Source organism: Streptomyces omiyaensis (assembly GCF_014650895.1).
GTDB lineage: Bacteria > Actinomycetota > Actinomycetes > Streptomycetales > Streptomycetaceae > Streptomyces > Streptomyces omiyaensis.
The window spans coordinates 23,444-38,202 of the sequence record NZ_BMVV01000020.1; the positions used below are offsets into that span (position 1 = coordinate 23,444).

Below are 14,759 nucleotides of genomic sequence, written 5' to 3' on the forward strand. Positions count from 1 at the left end.
GGAAAACCAGGGTTCTCTGTGGACGCCCGAAAGTTCTGCACACCCGGTACACAGGCAAGGGGGAGTTCTCCCCAGTGCTGTCCCCAGCTTTCCCCAGGTTCCCCACAGCCCAAACGTCTCCCTTGGTGTGACGCCTTTCACTCTGGCCGGTGAACAGGGGTGTTTTGTTGCCGAACAGTGGACAGCGGTGTGGAGAAGCTGTGGGCAACCGACTCCTCCCTGTGGGCAGCCAGTGGACAACTCTCTGGGGTCCCTGTGGACGAAAGATTCATCCACAGCCTGTGGAAACTGGTTGCCAACAAATCCACACCCCCGTGAGCTGGAGCGATGGACCCTCGCCCACCGGCCCTGTGGACACGTTCCGGATAACTCGGCAGTCCCCACCCTGTGGACGGGAGATCATCCCGCAATCTGTGGAGAACCCGCCACCGGAGCGGAGCAATCGAACACGGACCTCCGCGGCCTGGCACCCGCGCGCCACCGGAACGGCCTCCCGCTCGCTTCCGAACGGCCTCCCCCGCGCCACGGAACAGGCTTCCGCGCGTCCCGGGACGGTCTTCCACCCCACCCCGAACCGGCCTTCCGCACGCTGCCGGACCGTCGTCCGACAGCCCCCTGACAGTCCCCCGACGGCCGCCGGACAGCCGCCGGGGAACGCCGAAGGGCGCCCCGGGAGGTGTCCCGGAGCGCCCTCGAAAGCCGTACACAGGCTGTGCGCGGTCCGCGCGGTCCGCGCGAGAGTCGCGTGCGAGCCCGTGCACAGCCTGTGCACGTGTTCCGTGGTGCCTGTGCACGTGTTCCGTGGTCCGTGCGCGGTCCGTACGGATGCCTGTGGACCACCGAACGGAGCTGCCGTCAGCCGTTCTTGATGCGGTTGGTCAGTTCGGTGACCTGGTTGTAGATGGAGCGCCGCTCCGCCATCAGGGCCCGGATCTTCCGGTCCGCGTGCATCACCGTCGTGTGGTCGCGGCCGCCGAACTGCGCGCCGATCTTCGGCAGCGACAGGTCCGTCAGCTCCCGGCACAGGTACATGGCGATCTGGCGGGCCGTCACCAGGACGCGGCTGCGGGAGGAACCGCAGAGGTCCTCCACGGTGAGCCCGAAGTAGTCGGCCGTGGCGGCCATGATGGCCGGCGCCGTGATCTCCGGCGACGAGTCCTCGCCGCCCGGGATCAGGTCCTTGAGGACGACCTCGGTCAGCCCCAGGTCCACCGGCTGCCGGTTGAGGCTCGCGAAGGCCGTCACCCGGATCAGCGCGCCCTCCAGCTCGCGGATGTTCCGCGAGATCCGGGAGGCGATGAACTCCAGCACCTCCGGCGGGGCGTTCAGCTGCTCCTGCACCGCCTTCTTGCGGAGGATCGCGATGCGCGTCTCCAGCTCGGGCGGCTGCACGTCGGTGGTGAGTCCCCACTCGAAGCGGTTCCGCAGCCGGTCCTCCAGGGTCACCAGCTGCCGGGGCGGCCGGTCGGAGGAGAGCACGATCTGCTTGTTCGCGTTGTGCAGCGTGTTGAAGGTGTGGAAGAACTCCTCCTGCGTCGACTCCTTGCTCGCGAGGAACTGGATGTCGTCGACGAGCAGGATGTCCACGTCGCGGTAGCGCTTGCGGAAGGCGTCGCCCTTGCCGTCGCGGATCGAGTTGATGAACTCGTTGGTGAACTCCTCCGAGCTCACGTACCGCACGCGCGTGCCGGGGTAGAGGCTCCGCGCGTAGTGTCCGATGGCGTGCAGCAGGTGCGTCTTGCCGAGCCCCGACTCCCCGTAGATGAAGAGGGGGTTGTAGGCCTTCGCGGGCGCCTCGGCCACCGCGACCGCGGCCGCGTGCGCGAAGCGGTTCGAGGAACCGATCACGAAGGTGTCGAAGAGGTACCGCGGGTTCAGCCGCGCGTGCTGCTCGCCGGGCCCGCCGGATCCGGCACCGGAGCCGCCGCCCGCGCCGGTACCGCCCGGGGAGCCCTGGCCGAGGCCGGGCCCGACCCCCTGGCCGCCGCCGGGACCGGGGCGCGGACCGGCCCCGGGAGGCTCGGGCAGCTCGGCGCGCTCGGGCCGCTGCGCCTGCTCGTAGCCGCGGGAGGGCTCGTCGTAGCGCGGACGCCCGGACGGCTCGGAGGCGGCCGGGCCGGTGTACGGGGCGCGCTCGGGGAAACCGCCGAGGCGCGGCTGCTGCCAGGAGAGGTCCTCCTGGGACCGCGGCCAGGCGCCCGGCTCGGGGCGGGGGGGCTGCTGGTAGTCCGGATAGGCCGGCCGAGCGGCGGGCAGTCCGTCGTCGGGCAGCGCGCGGTGCCCGTAGGCGTCGTACTTCTCGTACGGATCGGGCTGCGGGCGCTCCTCGTAGCGGGGCTGCGGCGGCCGGCCGGCGGAGGGCACGGGGGGCGGCTCGCCGACGGAGTCGTCGACGGTGATCGCGATCCGGATCGGGCGGCCGCACTCGCGGCTGAGGGTCTCGCTGATCAGCGGGGCCAGCCGGCCCTCCAGCACCCGCTTGCCCCATTCGTTGGGGACGGCGAGCAGCGCGGTGTCGGCGACCAGTGCCAGCGGCTGGCAGCGCTCGATCCACTGTTTGTCCTTGGGCTCGATGCCCTGCTGTCCTTCTCCGAGCAGCTGGTCGAGCACGCGTGGCCACACTGCGGCAAGATCGGCAGGAACGTCAGCCACGGGGCACGCTTTCTCGCAGGTCCCACGAATGGTGTGGTTCTCGGGACGATAGGAACAGAACGGAAGAGACAGTCGAGTCCAGCCACGGTAGTCGCGGCGGCTGACGTGGTTCAAGTTGTTGTCCACAGCCTGTGCACAAAGGACCCCTACGACGGGTCGGTTTGACCGGATGGCGTAACCGCGCGTACCGTAACCAGGTCGAGTTGTCGATGGCTGCTGCCGCCTGCCTCCGATGGGCAAAGATCACGTAAGTGATCGCGTAGCGGTGCACTCGAGCGTATGCGAGCTACTCGTGGGCGCACGGTGACAGCCAGGCGATGTCCCGCCACCACCCGAATCATTTCTGGAGCCCCCGAGTGAGCAAGCGCACCTTCCAGCCGAACAACCGTCGTCGTGCGAAGACCCACGGCTTCCGCCTGCGCATGCGTACCCGTGCCGGCCGCGCCATTCTGGCGAACCGCCGCGCCAAGGGTCGCGCGAGCCTGTCCGCCTGATCCACCTAAACAGGTCATGACGTGCTGCCTACCGAGAATCGGCTGAGGCGGCGCGAGGACTTCGCAACCGCGGTACGTCGAGGACGCCGGGCCGGTCGCCCACTCCTCGTCGTCCACCTGCGTAGCGGTGCCACGGACCCGCACGCGCCTGGGGAGAGCGCTCCTCCGGCGCGTGCGGGTTTCGTCGTGAGCAAGGCCGTGGGCGGTGCGGTCGTCCGCAACCAGGTGAAGCGTCGTCTGCGCCACCTCGTCCGCGACCGGCTGTCCGCGCTGCCCCCCGGTAGCCTGGTGGTCGTACGGGCGTTGCCCGGAGCCGGTGACGCCGACCACGCCCACCTGGCCCGCGACCTGGACGCCGCCCTCCAGCGGCTGCTGGGAGGGGGTACGCGATGAAGTACCCGTTCCTCGCCCTCATCAAGCTGTACCAGTGGACGATCAGCCCTCTTCTGGGCGACGTCTGCCGGTACTACCCGTCGTGTTCCCACTACGGATTCACGGCCATAGACCGGCATGGCGCGATCAAGGGCATCGCCCTGACCGCCTGGCGCATCCTGCGGTGCAACCCGTGGTCGCCCGGCGGAGTGGACCATGTCCCCCCGCGTAAGCGTCCGCGCTGGCACGAGATGCTCAGGAACGCGCTGCGCGGCGACAAGGGCGGGATCTCCGCCGAGACGAGCCCGGCCGCAGAGACCTCGCCCAATGCTCAAGGAGCCTGATTAGTGGACACGATTGCCAGTCTGTTCAGCTTCATCACCTGGCCCGTTTCCTGGGTCATCGTCCAGTTCCACAAGCTGTACGGGGCCGTCTTCGGCCCCGACACGGGCTGGGCCTGGGGCCTGTCGATCGTGTCCCTCGTGGTGCTGATCCGTATCGCGCTGATCCCGCTCTTCGTGAAGCAGATCAAGGCGACGCGGAACATGCAGGCGCTCCAGCCGAAGATGAAGGCGATCCAGGAGCGCTACAAGAGCGACAAGCAGCGTCAGTCCGAAGAGATGATGAAGCTGTACAAGGAGACGGGCACCAACCCGCTCTCCTCGTGCCTTCCCATCCTCGCCCAGTCGCCGTTCTTCTTCGCCCTGTACCACGTGCTGTCCAACATCGCGTCGGGCAAGGAGATCGGTGTCCTCAACCAGGACCTGGTCAACAGCGCCCGCGAGGCGCACATCTTCGGCGCTCCGATCGCCTCGAAGTTCATGGACTCCCCCGAGGCCGTCGCGGCCCTCGGCGCCTCGCTGACCGACGTCCGCATCGTCACCGCGATCATGATCGTCCTGATGTCGGCCTCGCAGTTCTTCACCCAGCGCCAGCTGATGATGAAGAACGTCGACCTCTCGGTGAAGACCCCGTACATGCAGCAGCAGAAGATGCTCATGTACATCTTCCCGGTGATCTTCGCGGTCATGGGCATCAACTTCCCCGTCGGTGTCCTCGTCTACTGGCTGACCACCAACGTGTGGACCATGGGCCAGCAGATGTACGTGATCAACCAGAACCCGACCCCGGGCAGCAAGGCGCAGGACTCCTACCTCCAGCGCCTGCTGAAGAGCGTCACGCACCACGGTGAGATCCGCAGCCGTCGCCACAAGGCCGTCGTCAAGGCGATCGTCGCCAAGGGCTCCGACCGCAACGAGAACGAGCGCCGCTTCATCGGCGGTCTCGCCAAGGCCGGCTTCGCCGCCCAGGCCGACGGCACCGTGGTGAAGAGCGACGCCGCCGTCGCCGAGGCCGAGGGCATCGCCGCCCCCAAGCGGCAGCAGCCCAAGCGCCAGAGCAAGGCCCAGCGCCAGGCCGGCGGTCAGCAGGCCAAGCACGACGAGGCCGACGAAGCCGTCGTGGAGACGGCCGAGGAGTCCGCGGGCGAGACCGCCCAGGACGCCGCGCCGAAGACCTCGCTGGAGAAGAAGCCCGAGACGCCCGCCAAGGGCGGTGCCCAGGCCGGCGGCCGCAGCCGCGCCAGCTCCGGCAACCGCCAGCGCAAGGGCCAGCAGCGGCCCAAGCACCCGTCCTCCAAGAAGTAGAAGCGTCCACGTATCTAGAAGGAGTCCATCCGTGACGGAAGGCACCACCTCCGCCGCCGAGGGTGGCGACACCCTGACCCGCCTGGAGCAGGAGGGTGAGATCGCGGCCGACTACCTTGAGGGCCTGCTCGACATCGCCGACCTCGACGGCGACATCGACATGGACGTCGAGGCGGACCGGGCCGCGGTCTCGATCATCAGCGACTCCGGCGGTCGTGATCTGCAGAAGCTCGTGGGCCGGGACGGCGAGGTCCTGGAGGCGCTCCAGGAGCTGACCCGCCTGGCCGTGCACCGGGAGACCGGTGACCGCAGCCGTCTGATGCTCGACATCGCCGGGTTCCGCGCGCAGAAGCGCACGGAGCTGGCCCAGATCGGCGCCAAGGCCGCGGACGAGGTGAAGTCCACCGGTCAGCCGGTCAAGCTGGACCCGATGACCCCGTTCGAGCGCAAGGTCGTGCACGACGCGGTCGCCGCCGCCGGTCTGCGCAGCGAGTCCGAAGGCGAGGAGCCGCAGCGCTTCGTCGTCGTCCTCCCTGCCTGACCCCTCTCCTCGCGTCGGCCCCGTCTGTTCGCAGACGGGGCCGATCTTTGTCAGCCTGATAGTTCAGCCACCACAGTGCGCTCGCACGGTATCCGTGCGGTACGGAAGGACGGTCCCCGTGACGGAGGCAGCGGAGCTCCCCGAGGCGCCGGAGCAGGCACGGAAAGTCTTCGGCGAGTACTTCCCCGAGGCCGTGCGGTACGCGGAGCTGCTCGCGGACGCCGGTGTGAAGCGTGGGCTCATCGGCCCCCGTGAGGTCCCGCGGCTGTGGGAGCGCCATCTGCTGAACTGCGCGGTGCTCTCCGAGGTCGTGCCCGAGGGCGTCACGGTCTGCGACGTCGGCTCCGGGGCCGGTCTGCCCGGCATCCCGCTCGCCCTGGTGCGTCCGGACCTGAAGATCACGCTCCTGGAGCCGCTTCTGCGCCGGATCAACTTCCTCCAGGAAGTCGTGGAGCTGCTCGGCCTCGACCACGTGACCGTGGTGCGCGGCCGCGCCGAGGAGATGCTCGGCAAGTTCCCGCCGGTCCACGTCGTGACCGCCCGTGCCGTGGCTCCTCTCGACCGGCTGGCCGGCTGGGGCGTGCCCCTGCTCCGCCCCTACGGTGAGATGCTCCTGCTGAAGGGGGACACCGCGCAGGAGGAGCTCGACGGGGCGCGTGCCGCGCTCTCGAAGCTGGGTGTGGTGGAGACCTCGGTGCACCACGTCGGCGAGGGCATCGTCGATCCGATGTCCACGGTGGTGCGGGTCGAGGTCGGCGAGAGCCCCGGTGGTGTGCGCTTCGCGGCCAAGCGGGCCAAGGCCGCGCGGACGAGCAAGACCCGTCGGCGCCGCTGAGCGTCGCATTCGTCCGCTTTCACGGAGTGTCGGACGGTCCCGGAAGGGCCGCAGGGGCATCGTGTTTCACGTGAAACGTCGCTCACTGCTCCAGGGGATCATCAGCCGCGGGCGCGCAGCCGCAACCCCCCGGGACCGCAGACCCCGTGTGAAGCCACCCGCGAGGGTTACGGAGTTTTCCACCGAGGTGGATTCACCCACAGAACCACCGACCTCGCTGGTTCCGGACCCCGAAGGCATGGCAGGCTCTTCCCATCGCGAGCTTGATGCCGAGGAGAGTGAATCCTTGCGGTCCGACGCCAACATCGCGGGACCGATGACCGATCCGGTCCCCGGTCCCCGAACCGAATCGGCAGGGGAAGATGTTTCACGTGAAACGCTGCCCCCGATGGACGACACCCCCATTGGTCGTGCTGCCCAGCTGGCCGTAGAGGCCCTGGGTCGAGCAGGGGAGGGGCTTCCCCGTCCCGAGCAGACCCGCATCATGGTGGTGGCCAACCAGAAGGGCGGCGTGGGCAAGACGACCACGACCGTCAATCTGGCCGCGTCCCTGGCGCTGCACGGTGCCCGGGTCCTCGTCATCGACCTGGATCCACAGGGCAACGCCTCCACGGCCCTGGGCATCGACCACCACGCCGACGTGCCCTCGATCTACGACGTCCTCGTCGACAGCCGGCCGCTCTCCGAAGTGGTCCAGCCCGTTCTGGACGTCGAAGGCCTCTTCTGCGCCCCGGCCACGATCGATCTCGCCGGTGCGGAGATCGAGCTGGTGTCGATGGTGGCGCGCGAGAGCCGCCTCCAGCGGGCGATCCAGGCCTACGAGCAGCCGCTCGACTACGTCCTGATCGACTGCCCGCCGTCCCTCGGCCTGCTCTCGGTGAACGCCCTGGTGGCGGGTGCCGAGGTGCTCATCCCGATCCAGTGCGAGTACTACGCGCTGGAGGGCCTCGGGCAGCTCCTGAAGAACGTCGACCTGGTCCGCGGGCACCTCAACCAGACGCTGCACGTCTCGACGATCCTGCTGACCATGTACGACGGCCGGACCCGGCTCGCCTCGCAGGTCGCCGAGGAGGTCCGCACCCACTTCGGACAGGAGGTGCTCCGGACCAGCATCCCGCGGTCCGTCCGCATCTCCGAGGCACCGAGCTACGGCCAGACCGTGATCACCTACGATCCCGGTTCCAGTGGAGCCCTGTCGTACATCGAGGCGGCCCGCGAGATCGCCTTCCGAGGCGTCTCCCTCCACTACGAGCCCCAGCAGCACGGCCGTGTGGGGCACCAGAACAACCAGCACAGCATGGCGGAGGAACTTCAGTGAGCGACCGACGTAGGGGACTGGGGCCGCGAGGGCTCGGCGCGCTGTTCGCCGGTGCCCCGCAGGACCAGGAGACGCCGGAGGCCGGCGCCGTCTCCACGCTCCCCGGGAGCGGCGCGGCACGCCTGTTCCCCCAGAGCACCCCGCACTCCGAGTCGGTGACGCCGGCCGTCCCCGTGGAGCCCGAGCCGGCGCTGGTCGCGGGCGCGTACTTCACCGAGATCGCCCTCGACGCCATCACGCCCAACAAGCAGCAGCCTCGTACGGTCTTCGACGACGAAGCCCTCGCCGAGCTCGTCACCTCCATCAAGGAGGTGGGTCTGCTCCAGCCCGTGGTCGTCCGGAAGGCCGAGACCGGTGACGGTGCGTACGAGCTGATCATGGGCGAGCGGCGCTGGCGTGCCTGCCGCGAGGCCGGTCTGGAGACGATCCCCGCGATCGTCCGGGCCACCGACGACGAGAAGATGCTCCTGGACGCGCTCCTGGAGAACCTCCACCGGGCGCAGCTGAACCCGCTGGAGGAGGCCTTCGCCTACGAGCAGCTGCTCACGGACTTCGGCTGCACCCACGACCAGCTCGCGGACCGGATCGGGCGCTCGCGTCCCCAGGTCTCCAACACCCTGCGGCTCCTGCGGCTCTCCCCGCCGGTCCAGCGCCGGGTCGCCGCCGGGGTGATCTCCGCCGGTCACGCCCGTGCCCTGCTCGGGGTGGAGGATCCGGAGGCCCAGGACCAGCTGGCGTACCGGATCGTCGCCGAGGGCCTGTCGGTGCGCACGGTCGAGGAGATCGTGAAGCTCATGGGCTCCGAGGAGACCGCCGCGGTGAAGGCGCGGAAGCCCCGGGCGGGCGCCCGGGTCTCGCCGGTCTTCTCCGACCTGGCCACGCGCCTCTCGGACCGTTTCGAGACGCGGGTGAAGGTCGACCTGGGGCAGCAGAAGGGCAAGATCGTCGTCGAGTTCGCCTCGGTGGAGGACCTCGACCGGATCCTCACGACGCTGGCCCCCGGCGAGAGCAAGATCATGGAGCAGCTGAAGGCCGACCAGGACGACGCGTCGTCCTGACGCTTCCCGGCAGTTCCCGGAGGGCGGGTCACGTTCCGTACGTCATCGGAGCGGGCCCGCCCTTTGCCTGTGTGCGGTGTCGCACGGATACCCTGGTGGATACGATTCCGAGAGCCGTATTCGTGCTCGGTGGTCGTTCGACGGCCAGGGAAGCGAGGGGCAGCCGTGGGGCGTCGGCTCGTACCGCTCACGCTGGACAATCTTCCGCACCTCCCGAAGCGCTGCCGCTCCTGCGTCTTCTGGGAGCTCGATCCGGTGAGCGGGGAGGCCGCCGTGAAGGCGGGCCGCGCGGAGGTGGAGAAGGAGGCGTGGATCTCCGCCGTCCTGCTGGAGTGGGGGTCCTGCGGCAGGGTCGTCTACGTGGACGACGTGCCGGTCGGCTATGTGCTCTACGCTCCCCCGGCCTATGTGCCGCGGGCGACGGCCTTTCCCACGAGCCCGGTGGCGGCTGATGCCGTCCAGCTGATGACGGCCTGGATCATGCCGGAGTACCAGGGCCAGGGACTGGGCCGGGTGATGGTGCAGACGGTGGCGAAGGACGTCCTCCGGCGGGGCTTCAAGGCGATCGAGGCCTTCGGTGACGCCCGGTGGAAGGAACCGGCCTGTGTGCTGCCGGCCGACCACCTGCTCGCCGTCGGCTTCAAGACCGTACGCCCGCACCCCGCCTTCCCACGGCTCCGCCTGGAGCTGCGGACGACGCTCTCCTGGAAGGAGGACGTCGAGATGGCCCTGGACCGGCTGCTCGGGGCGGTGCAGAAGGAACCGGCGCTCAGGCCGCTGTGAGTCCGGGAACGGAGAACGGCCCGCCCCTCAGGGGGCGGGCCGTTTCACGTGAAACAGCGAGGGGTCACTTCGCGCCGAGGAAGGGCTCCAGGTCGCGCACGATCGCGGCCTTCGGCTTGGCGCCGACGATGGTCTTCACGACCTCGCCGCCCTGGTACACGTTCAGCGTCGGGATGGACATGACGCCGTACTTGGCGGCCGTGGCCGGGTTCTCGTCGATGTTGAGCTTCACGATCTCGATCTCGCCGTGCTCGGCGGCGATGGCCTCCAGCGAGGGGGCGATCTGACGGCACGGGCCGCACCAGGCAGCCCAGAAGTCCACCAGGACGGGCTTCTCGCTGTTGAGGACGTCCTCTTCGAAGGAAGCGTCGGTCACGTTCTTCAGGGCGCCGGCCACGGCGGTCTCCTTAACTTCGCGGGGTGTGGGGTGGGAGGAGTTCGGTTCAGACCGCGGGGGTCTCGGCCAGCTTCTCGCTGTCGGCGAGCGCGGCCAGGAAGCGCTCGGCGTCGAGCGCGGCGGAGCATCCGGTACCGGCGGCCGTGATGGCCTGGCGGTAGGTGTGGTCGACGACGTCACCGGCGCCGAAGACACCCGTCAGGTTGGTGCGGGTCGACGGGGCGGCGACCTTGAGGTAGCCCTCCGCGTCGAGCTCCAGCTGGCCCTTGAAGAGCTCGGTGCGCGGGTCGTGGCCCACGGCGATGAAGAGGCCGGTGACCGGCAGTTCGCTGGTCTCGCCCGTCTTCGTGTTCCGCAGGGTCAGACCGGAGAGCTTCTGGTCGCCGTGGATCTCGGCGACCTCGTTGTCCCAGGCGAACTTGATCTTCGGGTCGGCGAAGGCGCGCTCCTGCATCGCCTTGGAGGCGCGCAGGGTGTCACGGCGGTGGACGATGGTCACCGACTTGGCGAAGCGCGAGAGGAAGGTCGCCTCCTCGATCGCGGTGTCGCCGCCGCCGACGACGGCGATGTCCTGGTCCTTGAAGAAGAAGCCGTCGCAGGTGGCGCACCAGGAGACACCGCGACCGGAGAGAGTGTCCTCGTTGGGCAGGCCGAGCTTGCGGTGCTGCGAGCCGGTGGTGACGATGACGGCCTTGGCGCGGTGCACGGTGCCGGCGGTGTCCGTGACGGTCTTGATCTCGCCCGTGAGGTCCACGGCGACGATGTCGTCCGGGACGAGCTCGGCGCCGAAGCGCTCGGCCTGCGCCCGCATGTTGTCCATGAGGTCAGGGCCCATGATGCCGTCGCGGAAGCCGGGGAAGTTCTCGACCTCGGTGGTGTTCATCAGCGCGCCACCGGCGGTGACGGCACCCTCGAAGACCAGCGGGTTCAGCGACGCTCGGGCCGTGTAGAGCGCAGCGGTGTAACCCGCGGGCCCGGAGCCGATGATGATCACATTACGGACGTCGCTCACGGGTTTCTTCCTCGTCTCTGCAGACTGCCTACTGCCTACGGGGTGGTGTCTCGGTCACTCTCACCCCACCCAACGGATCCTAAGGGGCGAGCATTCCCGAGGGCGCCGCGCGGCACGTGCGTGAGACGGAGGATGAGACGGACGGTGAGACGCGAGTGAGGCGGGGGAGCGCTCAGGGCTTCGGATAGGAGGCGCTCTGCAGCAGCTTCGCCGGGGTGTCACCGCTGCAGGAGGCGTCCACGACGTAGGCCTGGACGCGGTTGCCGTCGGCCCGGTCGGGGAGGACGAGCAGATACGCGGAGACGCCCTCGTACTCGCCGCGCTCGGAGGCGAGGACGGTGTCCTGGCGTCCGGTGCCCGCGAGGACGCAGCTCGGGAGGGCGGTGTCGCTGTTCCGCTGGGCGGTTCCCACCCTGCCCGTCTCCTCCGCCGAGAGCGATTCGGGCTGGTCGCCCTTGGGCGTCAGGGCGGCATCGCCGGAGAGCAGCTGGGCGACCCTGTCCTCGACCGGCTCGCCGGAGAAGGCGCCGACGGGTGCGCTCACGGGGGCGTCGGCCGCGACGCCGTGCGTCGTCGAGGAACCGTTCTGGGTGACGGCGTACAGGCTGTAGGCGCAGACCACGGCGACCAGCGTCCCCGCGAGGCCCGAGAGGAGGGCGATCCGGCCGCGGTGACGCGTCCCGCCCCGTCCGGGCCCGGTGGCCCCGCCGGGGCGGCCCTGGGGGCGGCTGGAGGCCGCCGTGCGGGCGCTGCCGGAGCGGGTGGAGGTCGAGTGGGCCGTTTCACGTGAAACGGCGTCGTCCGCGGCCGCCGCCGTTTCACGTGAAACACGGTGGGCGGAGTCGGGGGCGGTGGCGTCGAGCAGTGCTTCGGCGGCGAGGGCGGCGTCGATCCGGCCGGCGATCTCGGCGGGCATGCGAGGCGGTCCCGGCAGGGTGCCCAGGAGTCCGCGGATCTCTTCCAGGGAGCTCCGGACGTCGGCACAGAGCGGACAGCCGTCGAGGTGCCTGCGGACGGCCGCGGACCGGCTCGGTGAGAGCAGCCCCTCGGTCAGGTCGGAGATCTCCGAGACGTCCGGGTGCTGTGCGGTGTCGGCCTTGTCGGTCGTGGTCACGCGCGCCCACCTCCGCCCTTCACAGCAGCTGGATCAGTCGGTCCGGTTTCCGTCGGCTCCGACACCGGTGGGACGGATGCCCCCGGCGTCCGGTTCCTTCCCCCTTCGGGAGCCTCGTTACCCACGGTGTCGGCGCGCAGATGAGTGAGCATCGGCAGCAGCCGGGCCCGGCCGCGTGCACAACGGCTCTTCACGGTGCCGGTGGGAACGCCGAGGATACGGGCCGCCTCGGCGACCGGGTATCCCTGCATGTCGACGAGGACGAGGGCGGCGCGCTGGTCGGGGGCGAGGGTGGCGAGTGCGGCGAGCAGCTGCCGGTGGAGGTCCTGGCGTTCGGCGGGCGCCTCGGCGGACTCGTGCGGTTCGAGGAGCTGCTCGAACCGGGCGGTGTCGTCGACGGGCGAGGTCCGCCGGGTGGCGGTCTTCCGGAGGCGGTCCAGACAGGCGTTCACGGTGATGCGGTGGAGCCAGGTCGTGACGGCCGACTGGCCCCGGAAGGTGTGGGCGGCGCGGAAGGCCGAGAGGAGGGCGTCCTGGACGGCGTCCGCCGCCTCCTCCCGGTCCCCCAGGGTCCGGAGCGCCACCGCCCACAGCCGGTCGCGGTGGCGCCGTACGAGCTCACCGAAGGCGTCCGGGTCCCCGGCGACGTGACGCGCCAGGAGTTCCCGGTCGTCTGTGGCGTCTATCGGACGGTTCAACGGTGACAGCCCCCTCCCCTGTGCTCGTCAGCCCATGATCTTGACTTCGCTCAGCTGGCCGCGGAACTCGCCGTCGGTGAGAGGCAGCTCCGTCAGCCAGACCAGAACGTAGCGGGTCGTGACCGGCTTGGTGAGGGGGAGCTTCACGTCGGTGCCGGCCTGGGACGCCTGGGTGGTGAACCCCTCGGCCGTGGACGGCGCCGTGGAGGCGCCTTCGGGGGCCGTGCGGATCTCCACCGAGGTGTGTCCCACGAAGGACAGGTCGACCTCGCTGACCTTCTTGTCGGAACCCAGGTCCAGGACGATCCCGACGCCGTCCTTCAGGTTGCCGAACTTGGCGTTCTTGTAGTTCTTGGTGTGCCAGAAGGTGCTCGGGTCGCCGTCGTGGGCCATCCCCACGGACTCCGGGTACTCCTCGCCGTTCCCTCCCGGGGGCGGGTCGAAGTCGTCGGCGGAGGTGATGGCGAGCGGCTTCGGGGGCTCGGGCTTCTCCTCGGCCGGCGGCGCCGGGGTCGGGTTGTTGGTGGTCTGGTTGTCGCGGGGCAGCAGCCGGTCGGCGATCTGCCAGCTGCCCAGACCCAGGGCGGCGATGAGCAGGGCTCCCACCGCCCACTTCAGCGCCTTGCCCGTACGGCTCTCCAGCGGGGCCGGCGGGACCGGCATCGGCTGGGTGGCCATGGGGCGCGGCTGGGGCCGTCCGTAGGTGCCCTGCTGATACGTGGTGCGCTGGTGCTGGTACTCGACCGGGGCGACGAACTCGGGCTCCGGCGGCTTGACGCGGGGCATCGCGGCCACGGCCTTGGCGAGCTCGTCCGGAGTGGTGCAGGGCGGCTCCTGCCGGGAGGCGGTAGCCCCGTCGTTGGCGAGGGCGCGCATGGCGATCTCGGCGAGACCCCGGTGGACGCCGGCGCGGACCTGGTCCGGCGGGATCAGACCGACGCCCTTGGGCAGCCCGGAGAGGCCGTAGGCGTCGCTCTCGTACGGCCAGCGCTGGGTGAGCGCGGCGTAGAGGAGGGCGCCGATGGCCTCGGTGTCGGTGCGCTGCGGCCCGTCGGAAGTGATGCCGCGCAGGGCGGCGTTCACCGCGAGGCCGCGGATCCGGTACTGCCCGGTGGAGCTGCGCAGGACGGCGCTCGGGGTGAGGCGCAGGTGCGCCAGCCCCTCGCGGTGGGCGGCGGCCATCGCCTGGGACACCTGGCTGACCAGCTGGTAGGCGTCATGGGCCTGGAGCGGCCCGTCCGCGAGGAGCGCGGTCAGCTCGGTGGTGTCGGGAAGCCACTCGTGGACCACGTAGACGAGGTCGTTCTCCTCGACGGCGTCGAGGACCTGGACGAACCGGGGGTCGCCGAGCAGGGCCGCCGAGCGGGCGGCGGCCAGGACGGAGCGGGCGCGCGGGTGGTCGGCCGGCAGCAGGTGCACGCCGACGGCCCGCCGCAGCTTCTCGTCGACGGCCCGCCAGCTGCTGAAGCCGTCCAGACGGGTGACGCATTCCTCCAGCCGGTAGCGCCGGGCCAGCTTGTGGCCGCTGTGCAGCTCTGGTGCCGTGATGGAGGGCTGTTCGCCGTTCTTCTGTTCGACCGCCTTCTGCTCGGGGGCCCCGGTGGGCTCCTCCGCCGTCTTCCGTTCTTCCGCCACCCCGTCGGTCGCGGCCGTGTCCGCCTGCGCGGTCAGCGGGTTGTCACCGCTGTTGTCGGCCACGTCGACGGCAGCCGTGCTACGTTCCGCCACCGTCGTTCCTGCCTCCCCATCCGTTGCGCCACATCCAACAGCCAAGCCAATTGTGCCCACAGTCGGACGCTATGCACGACACACGGTTCCCCCCGATGGTTGCCCGAGGGG

At 70.0% G+C, this 14,759-nt stretch carries 15 protein-coding genes and 1 pseudogene; 9 read left to right on the forward strand and 7 right to left on the reverse strand.

The features are described 5' to 3' along the window. Nucleotides 1-855: 855 nt before the first annotated feature. Both dnaA and IE287_RS39630 read right to left on the reverse strand, forming a co-directional pair. Nucleotides 856-2,652 carry a chromosomal replication initiator protein DnaA gene (gene dnaA, locus IE287_RS27390; RefSeq protein WP_189851883.1) on the reverse strand — a complete coding sequence of 599 codons (1,797 nt, stop codon included), beginning with the start codon at nt 2,650-2,652 and terminating at the stop codon, nt 856-858. Continuing rightward, a pseudogene (locus tag IE287_RS39630) lies at nt 2,583-2,738 on the reverse strand (hypothetical protein); the annotation flags it as partial. The pseudogene IE287_RS39630 and the gene dnaA, both read right to left, overlap by 70 nt. A gap of 270 nt (nt 2,739-3,008) precedes the next feature. Between IE287_RS39630 and rpmH the strand changes: the two are divergent. From rpmH to IE287_RS27435, 9 genes are all read left to right on the forward strand, one after another. Continuing rightward, nucleotides 3,009-3,146 (forward strand): 50S ribosomal protein L34, encoded by a 138-nt coding sequence (gene rpmH, locus IE287_RS27395; RefSeq protein ID WP_015659252.1) that lies wholly within the window; start codon nt 3,009-3,011, stop codon nt 3,144-3,146. A 21-nt stretch (nt 3,147-3,167) separates the two neighbouring features. Then, on the forward strand, nt 3,168-3,539 hold the full coding sequence (rnpA, locus tag IE287_RS27400) for a ribonuclease P protein component (protein WP_189851884.1): 372 nt from the start codon (nt 3,168-3,170) through the stop codon (nt 3,537-3,539). Further along, a complete protein-coding gene (gene yidD / locus IE287_RS27405) occupies nt 3,536-3,862 on the forward strand; it encodes a membrane protein insertion efficiency factor YidD (RefSeq protein WP_030493766.1) in 327 nt (108 codons plus the stop codon). Before rnpA ends, yidD begins: the two co-directional genes overlap by 4 nt. A gap of 3 nt (nt 3,863-3,865) precedes the next feature. After that, the gene (gene yidC, locus IE287_RS27410; protein ID WP_189851885.1) at nt 3,866-5,164 is read left to right on the forward strand and encodes a membrane protein insertase YidC; all 1,299 of its coding nucleotides are present in this window, start codon (nt 3,866-3,868) and stop codon (nt 5,162-5,164) included. Between the two features lie 31 nt (nt 5,165-5,195). Further along, nucleotides 5,196-5,705, forward strand: coding sequence for a Jag family protein (locus IE287_RS27415; RefSeq protein WP_189851886.1), 510 nt, complete (start codon nt 5,196-5,198; stop codon nt 5,703-5,705). 118 nt (nt 5,706-5,823) lie between these two features. Next, nucleotides 5,824-6,540, forward strand: a complete 717-nt coding sequence (rsmG, locus tag IE287_RS27420; protein ID WP_189851887.1) for a 16S rRNA (guanine(527)-N(7))-methyltransferase RsmG — start codon at nt 5,824-5,826, stop codon at nt 6,538-6,540. Nucleotides 6,541-6,778: 238 nt separating this feature from the next. Beyond that, a complete protein-coding gene (locus IE287_RS27425; protein ID WP_189851888.1) occupies nt 6,779-7,858 on the forward strand; it encodes a ParA family protein in 1,080 nt (359 codons plus the stop codon). Beyond that, entirely contained in the window at nt 7,855-8,916 is a 1,062-nt protein-coding gene (locus IE287_RS27430) for a ParB/RepB/Spo0J family partition protein (protein ID WP_189851889.1), read from the forward strand. The genes IE287_RS27425 and IE287_RS27430 overlap by 4 nt, the downstream gene beginning before the upstream one ends. 165 nt (nt 8,917-9,081) lie before the next feature. Next, on the forward strand, nt 9,082-9,699 hold the full coding sequence (locus tag IE287_RS27435) for a GNAT family N-acetyltransferase (RefSeq protein ID WP_189851890.1): 618 nt from the start codon (nt 9,082-9,084) through the stop codon (nt 9,697-9,699). Nucleotides 9,700-9,763: 64 nt separating this feature from the next. Here IE287_RS27435 and trxA read toward each other — a convergent pair whose 3' ends face one another. From trxA to IE287_RS27460, 5 genes are all read right to left on the reverse strand, one after another. Beyond that, entirely contained in the window at nt 9,764-10,096 is a 333-nt protein-coding gene (gene trxA / locus IE287_RS27440; RefSeq protein WP_229883779.1) for a thioredoxin, read from the reverse strand. A gap of 46 nt (nt 10,097-10,142) precedes the next feature. Continuing rightward, the gene (gene trxB, locus IE287_RS27445) at nt 10,143-11,108 is read right to left on the reverse strand and encodes a thioredoxin-disulfide reductase (protein WP_043222709.1); all 966 of its coding nucleotides are present in this window, start codon (nt 11,106-11,108) and stop codon (nt 10,143-10,145) included. Nucleotides 11,109-11,280: 172 nt separating this feature from the next. Further along, nucleotides 11,281-12,222, reverse strand: coding sequence for an RsmA family anti-sigma factor (locus tag IE287_RS27450; RefSeq protein WP_189851891.1), 942 nt, complete (start codon nt 12,220-12,222; stop codon nt 11,281-11,283). Then, on the reverse strand, nt 12,219-12,920 hold the full coding sequence (gene sigM, locus IE287_RS27455; RefSeq protein ID WP_189851892.1) for an RNA polymerase sigma factor SigM: 702 nt from the start codon (nt 12,918-12,920) through the stop codon (nt 12,219-12,221). Before sigM ends, IE287_RS27450 begins: the two co-directional genes overlap by 4 nt. 27 nt (nt 12,921-12,947) lie before the next feature. Beyond that, nucleotides 12,948-14,648: a protein kinase family protein gene (locus IE287_RS27460; RefSeq protein WP_189851893.1), complete on the reverse strand. Its 1,701-nt coding sequence runs from the start codon at nt 14,646-14,648 to the stop codon at nt 12,948-12,950. Nucleotides 14,649-14,759: the final 111 nt, after the last annotated feature.

Bases quoted from the DNA above. Each gene is read 5' to 3' on its own strand.
- yidD (WP_030493766.1), top strand. From the start codon at position 3,536: ATGAAGTACCCGTTCCTCGCCCTCATCAAGCTGTACCAGTGGACGATC.
- IE287_RS27425 (WP_189851888.1), top strand. From the start codon at position 6,779: ATGGCAGGCTCTTCCCATCGCGAGCTTGATGCCGAGGAGAGTGAATCC.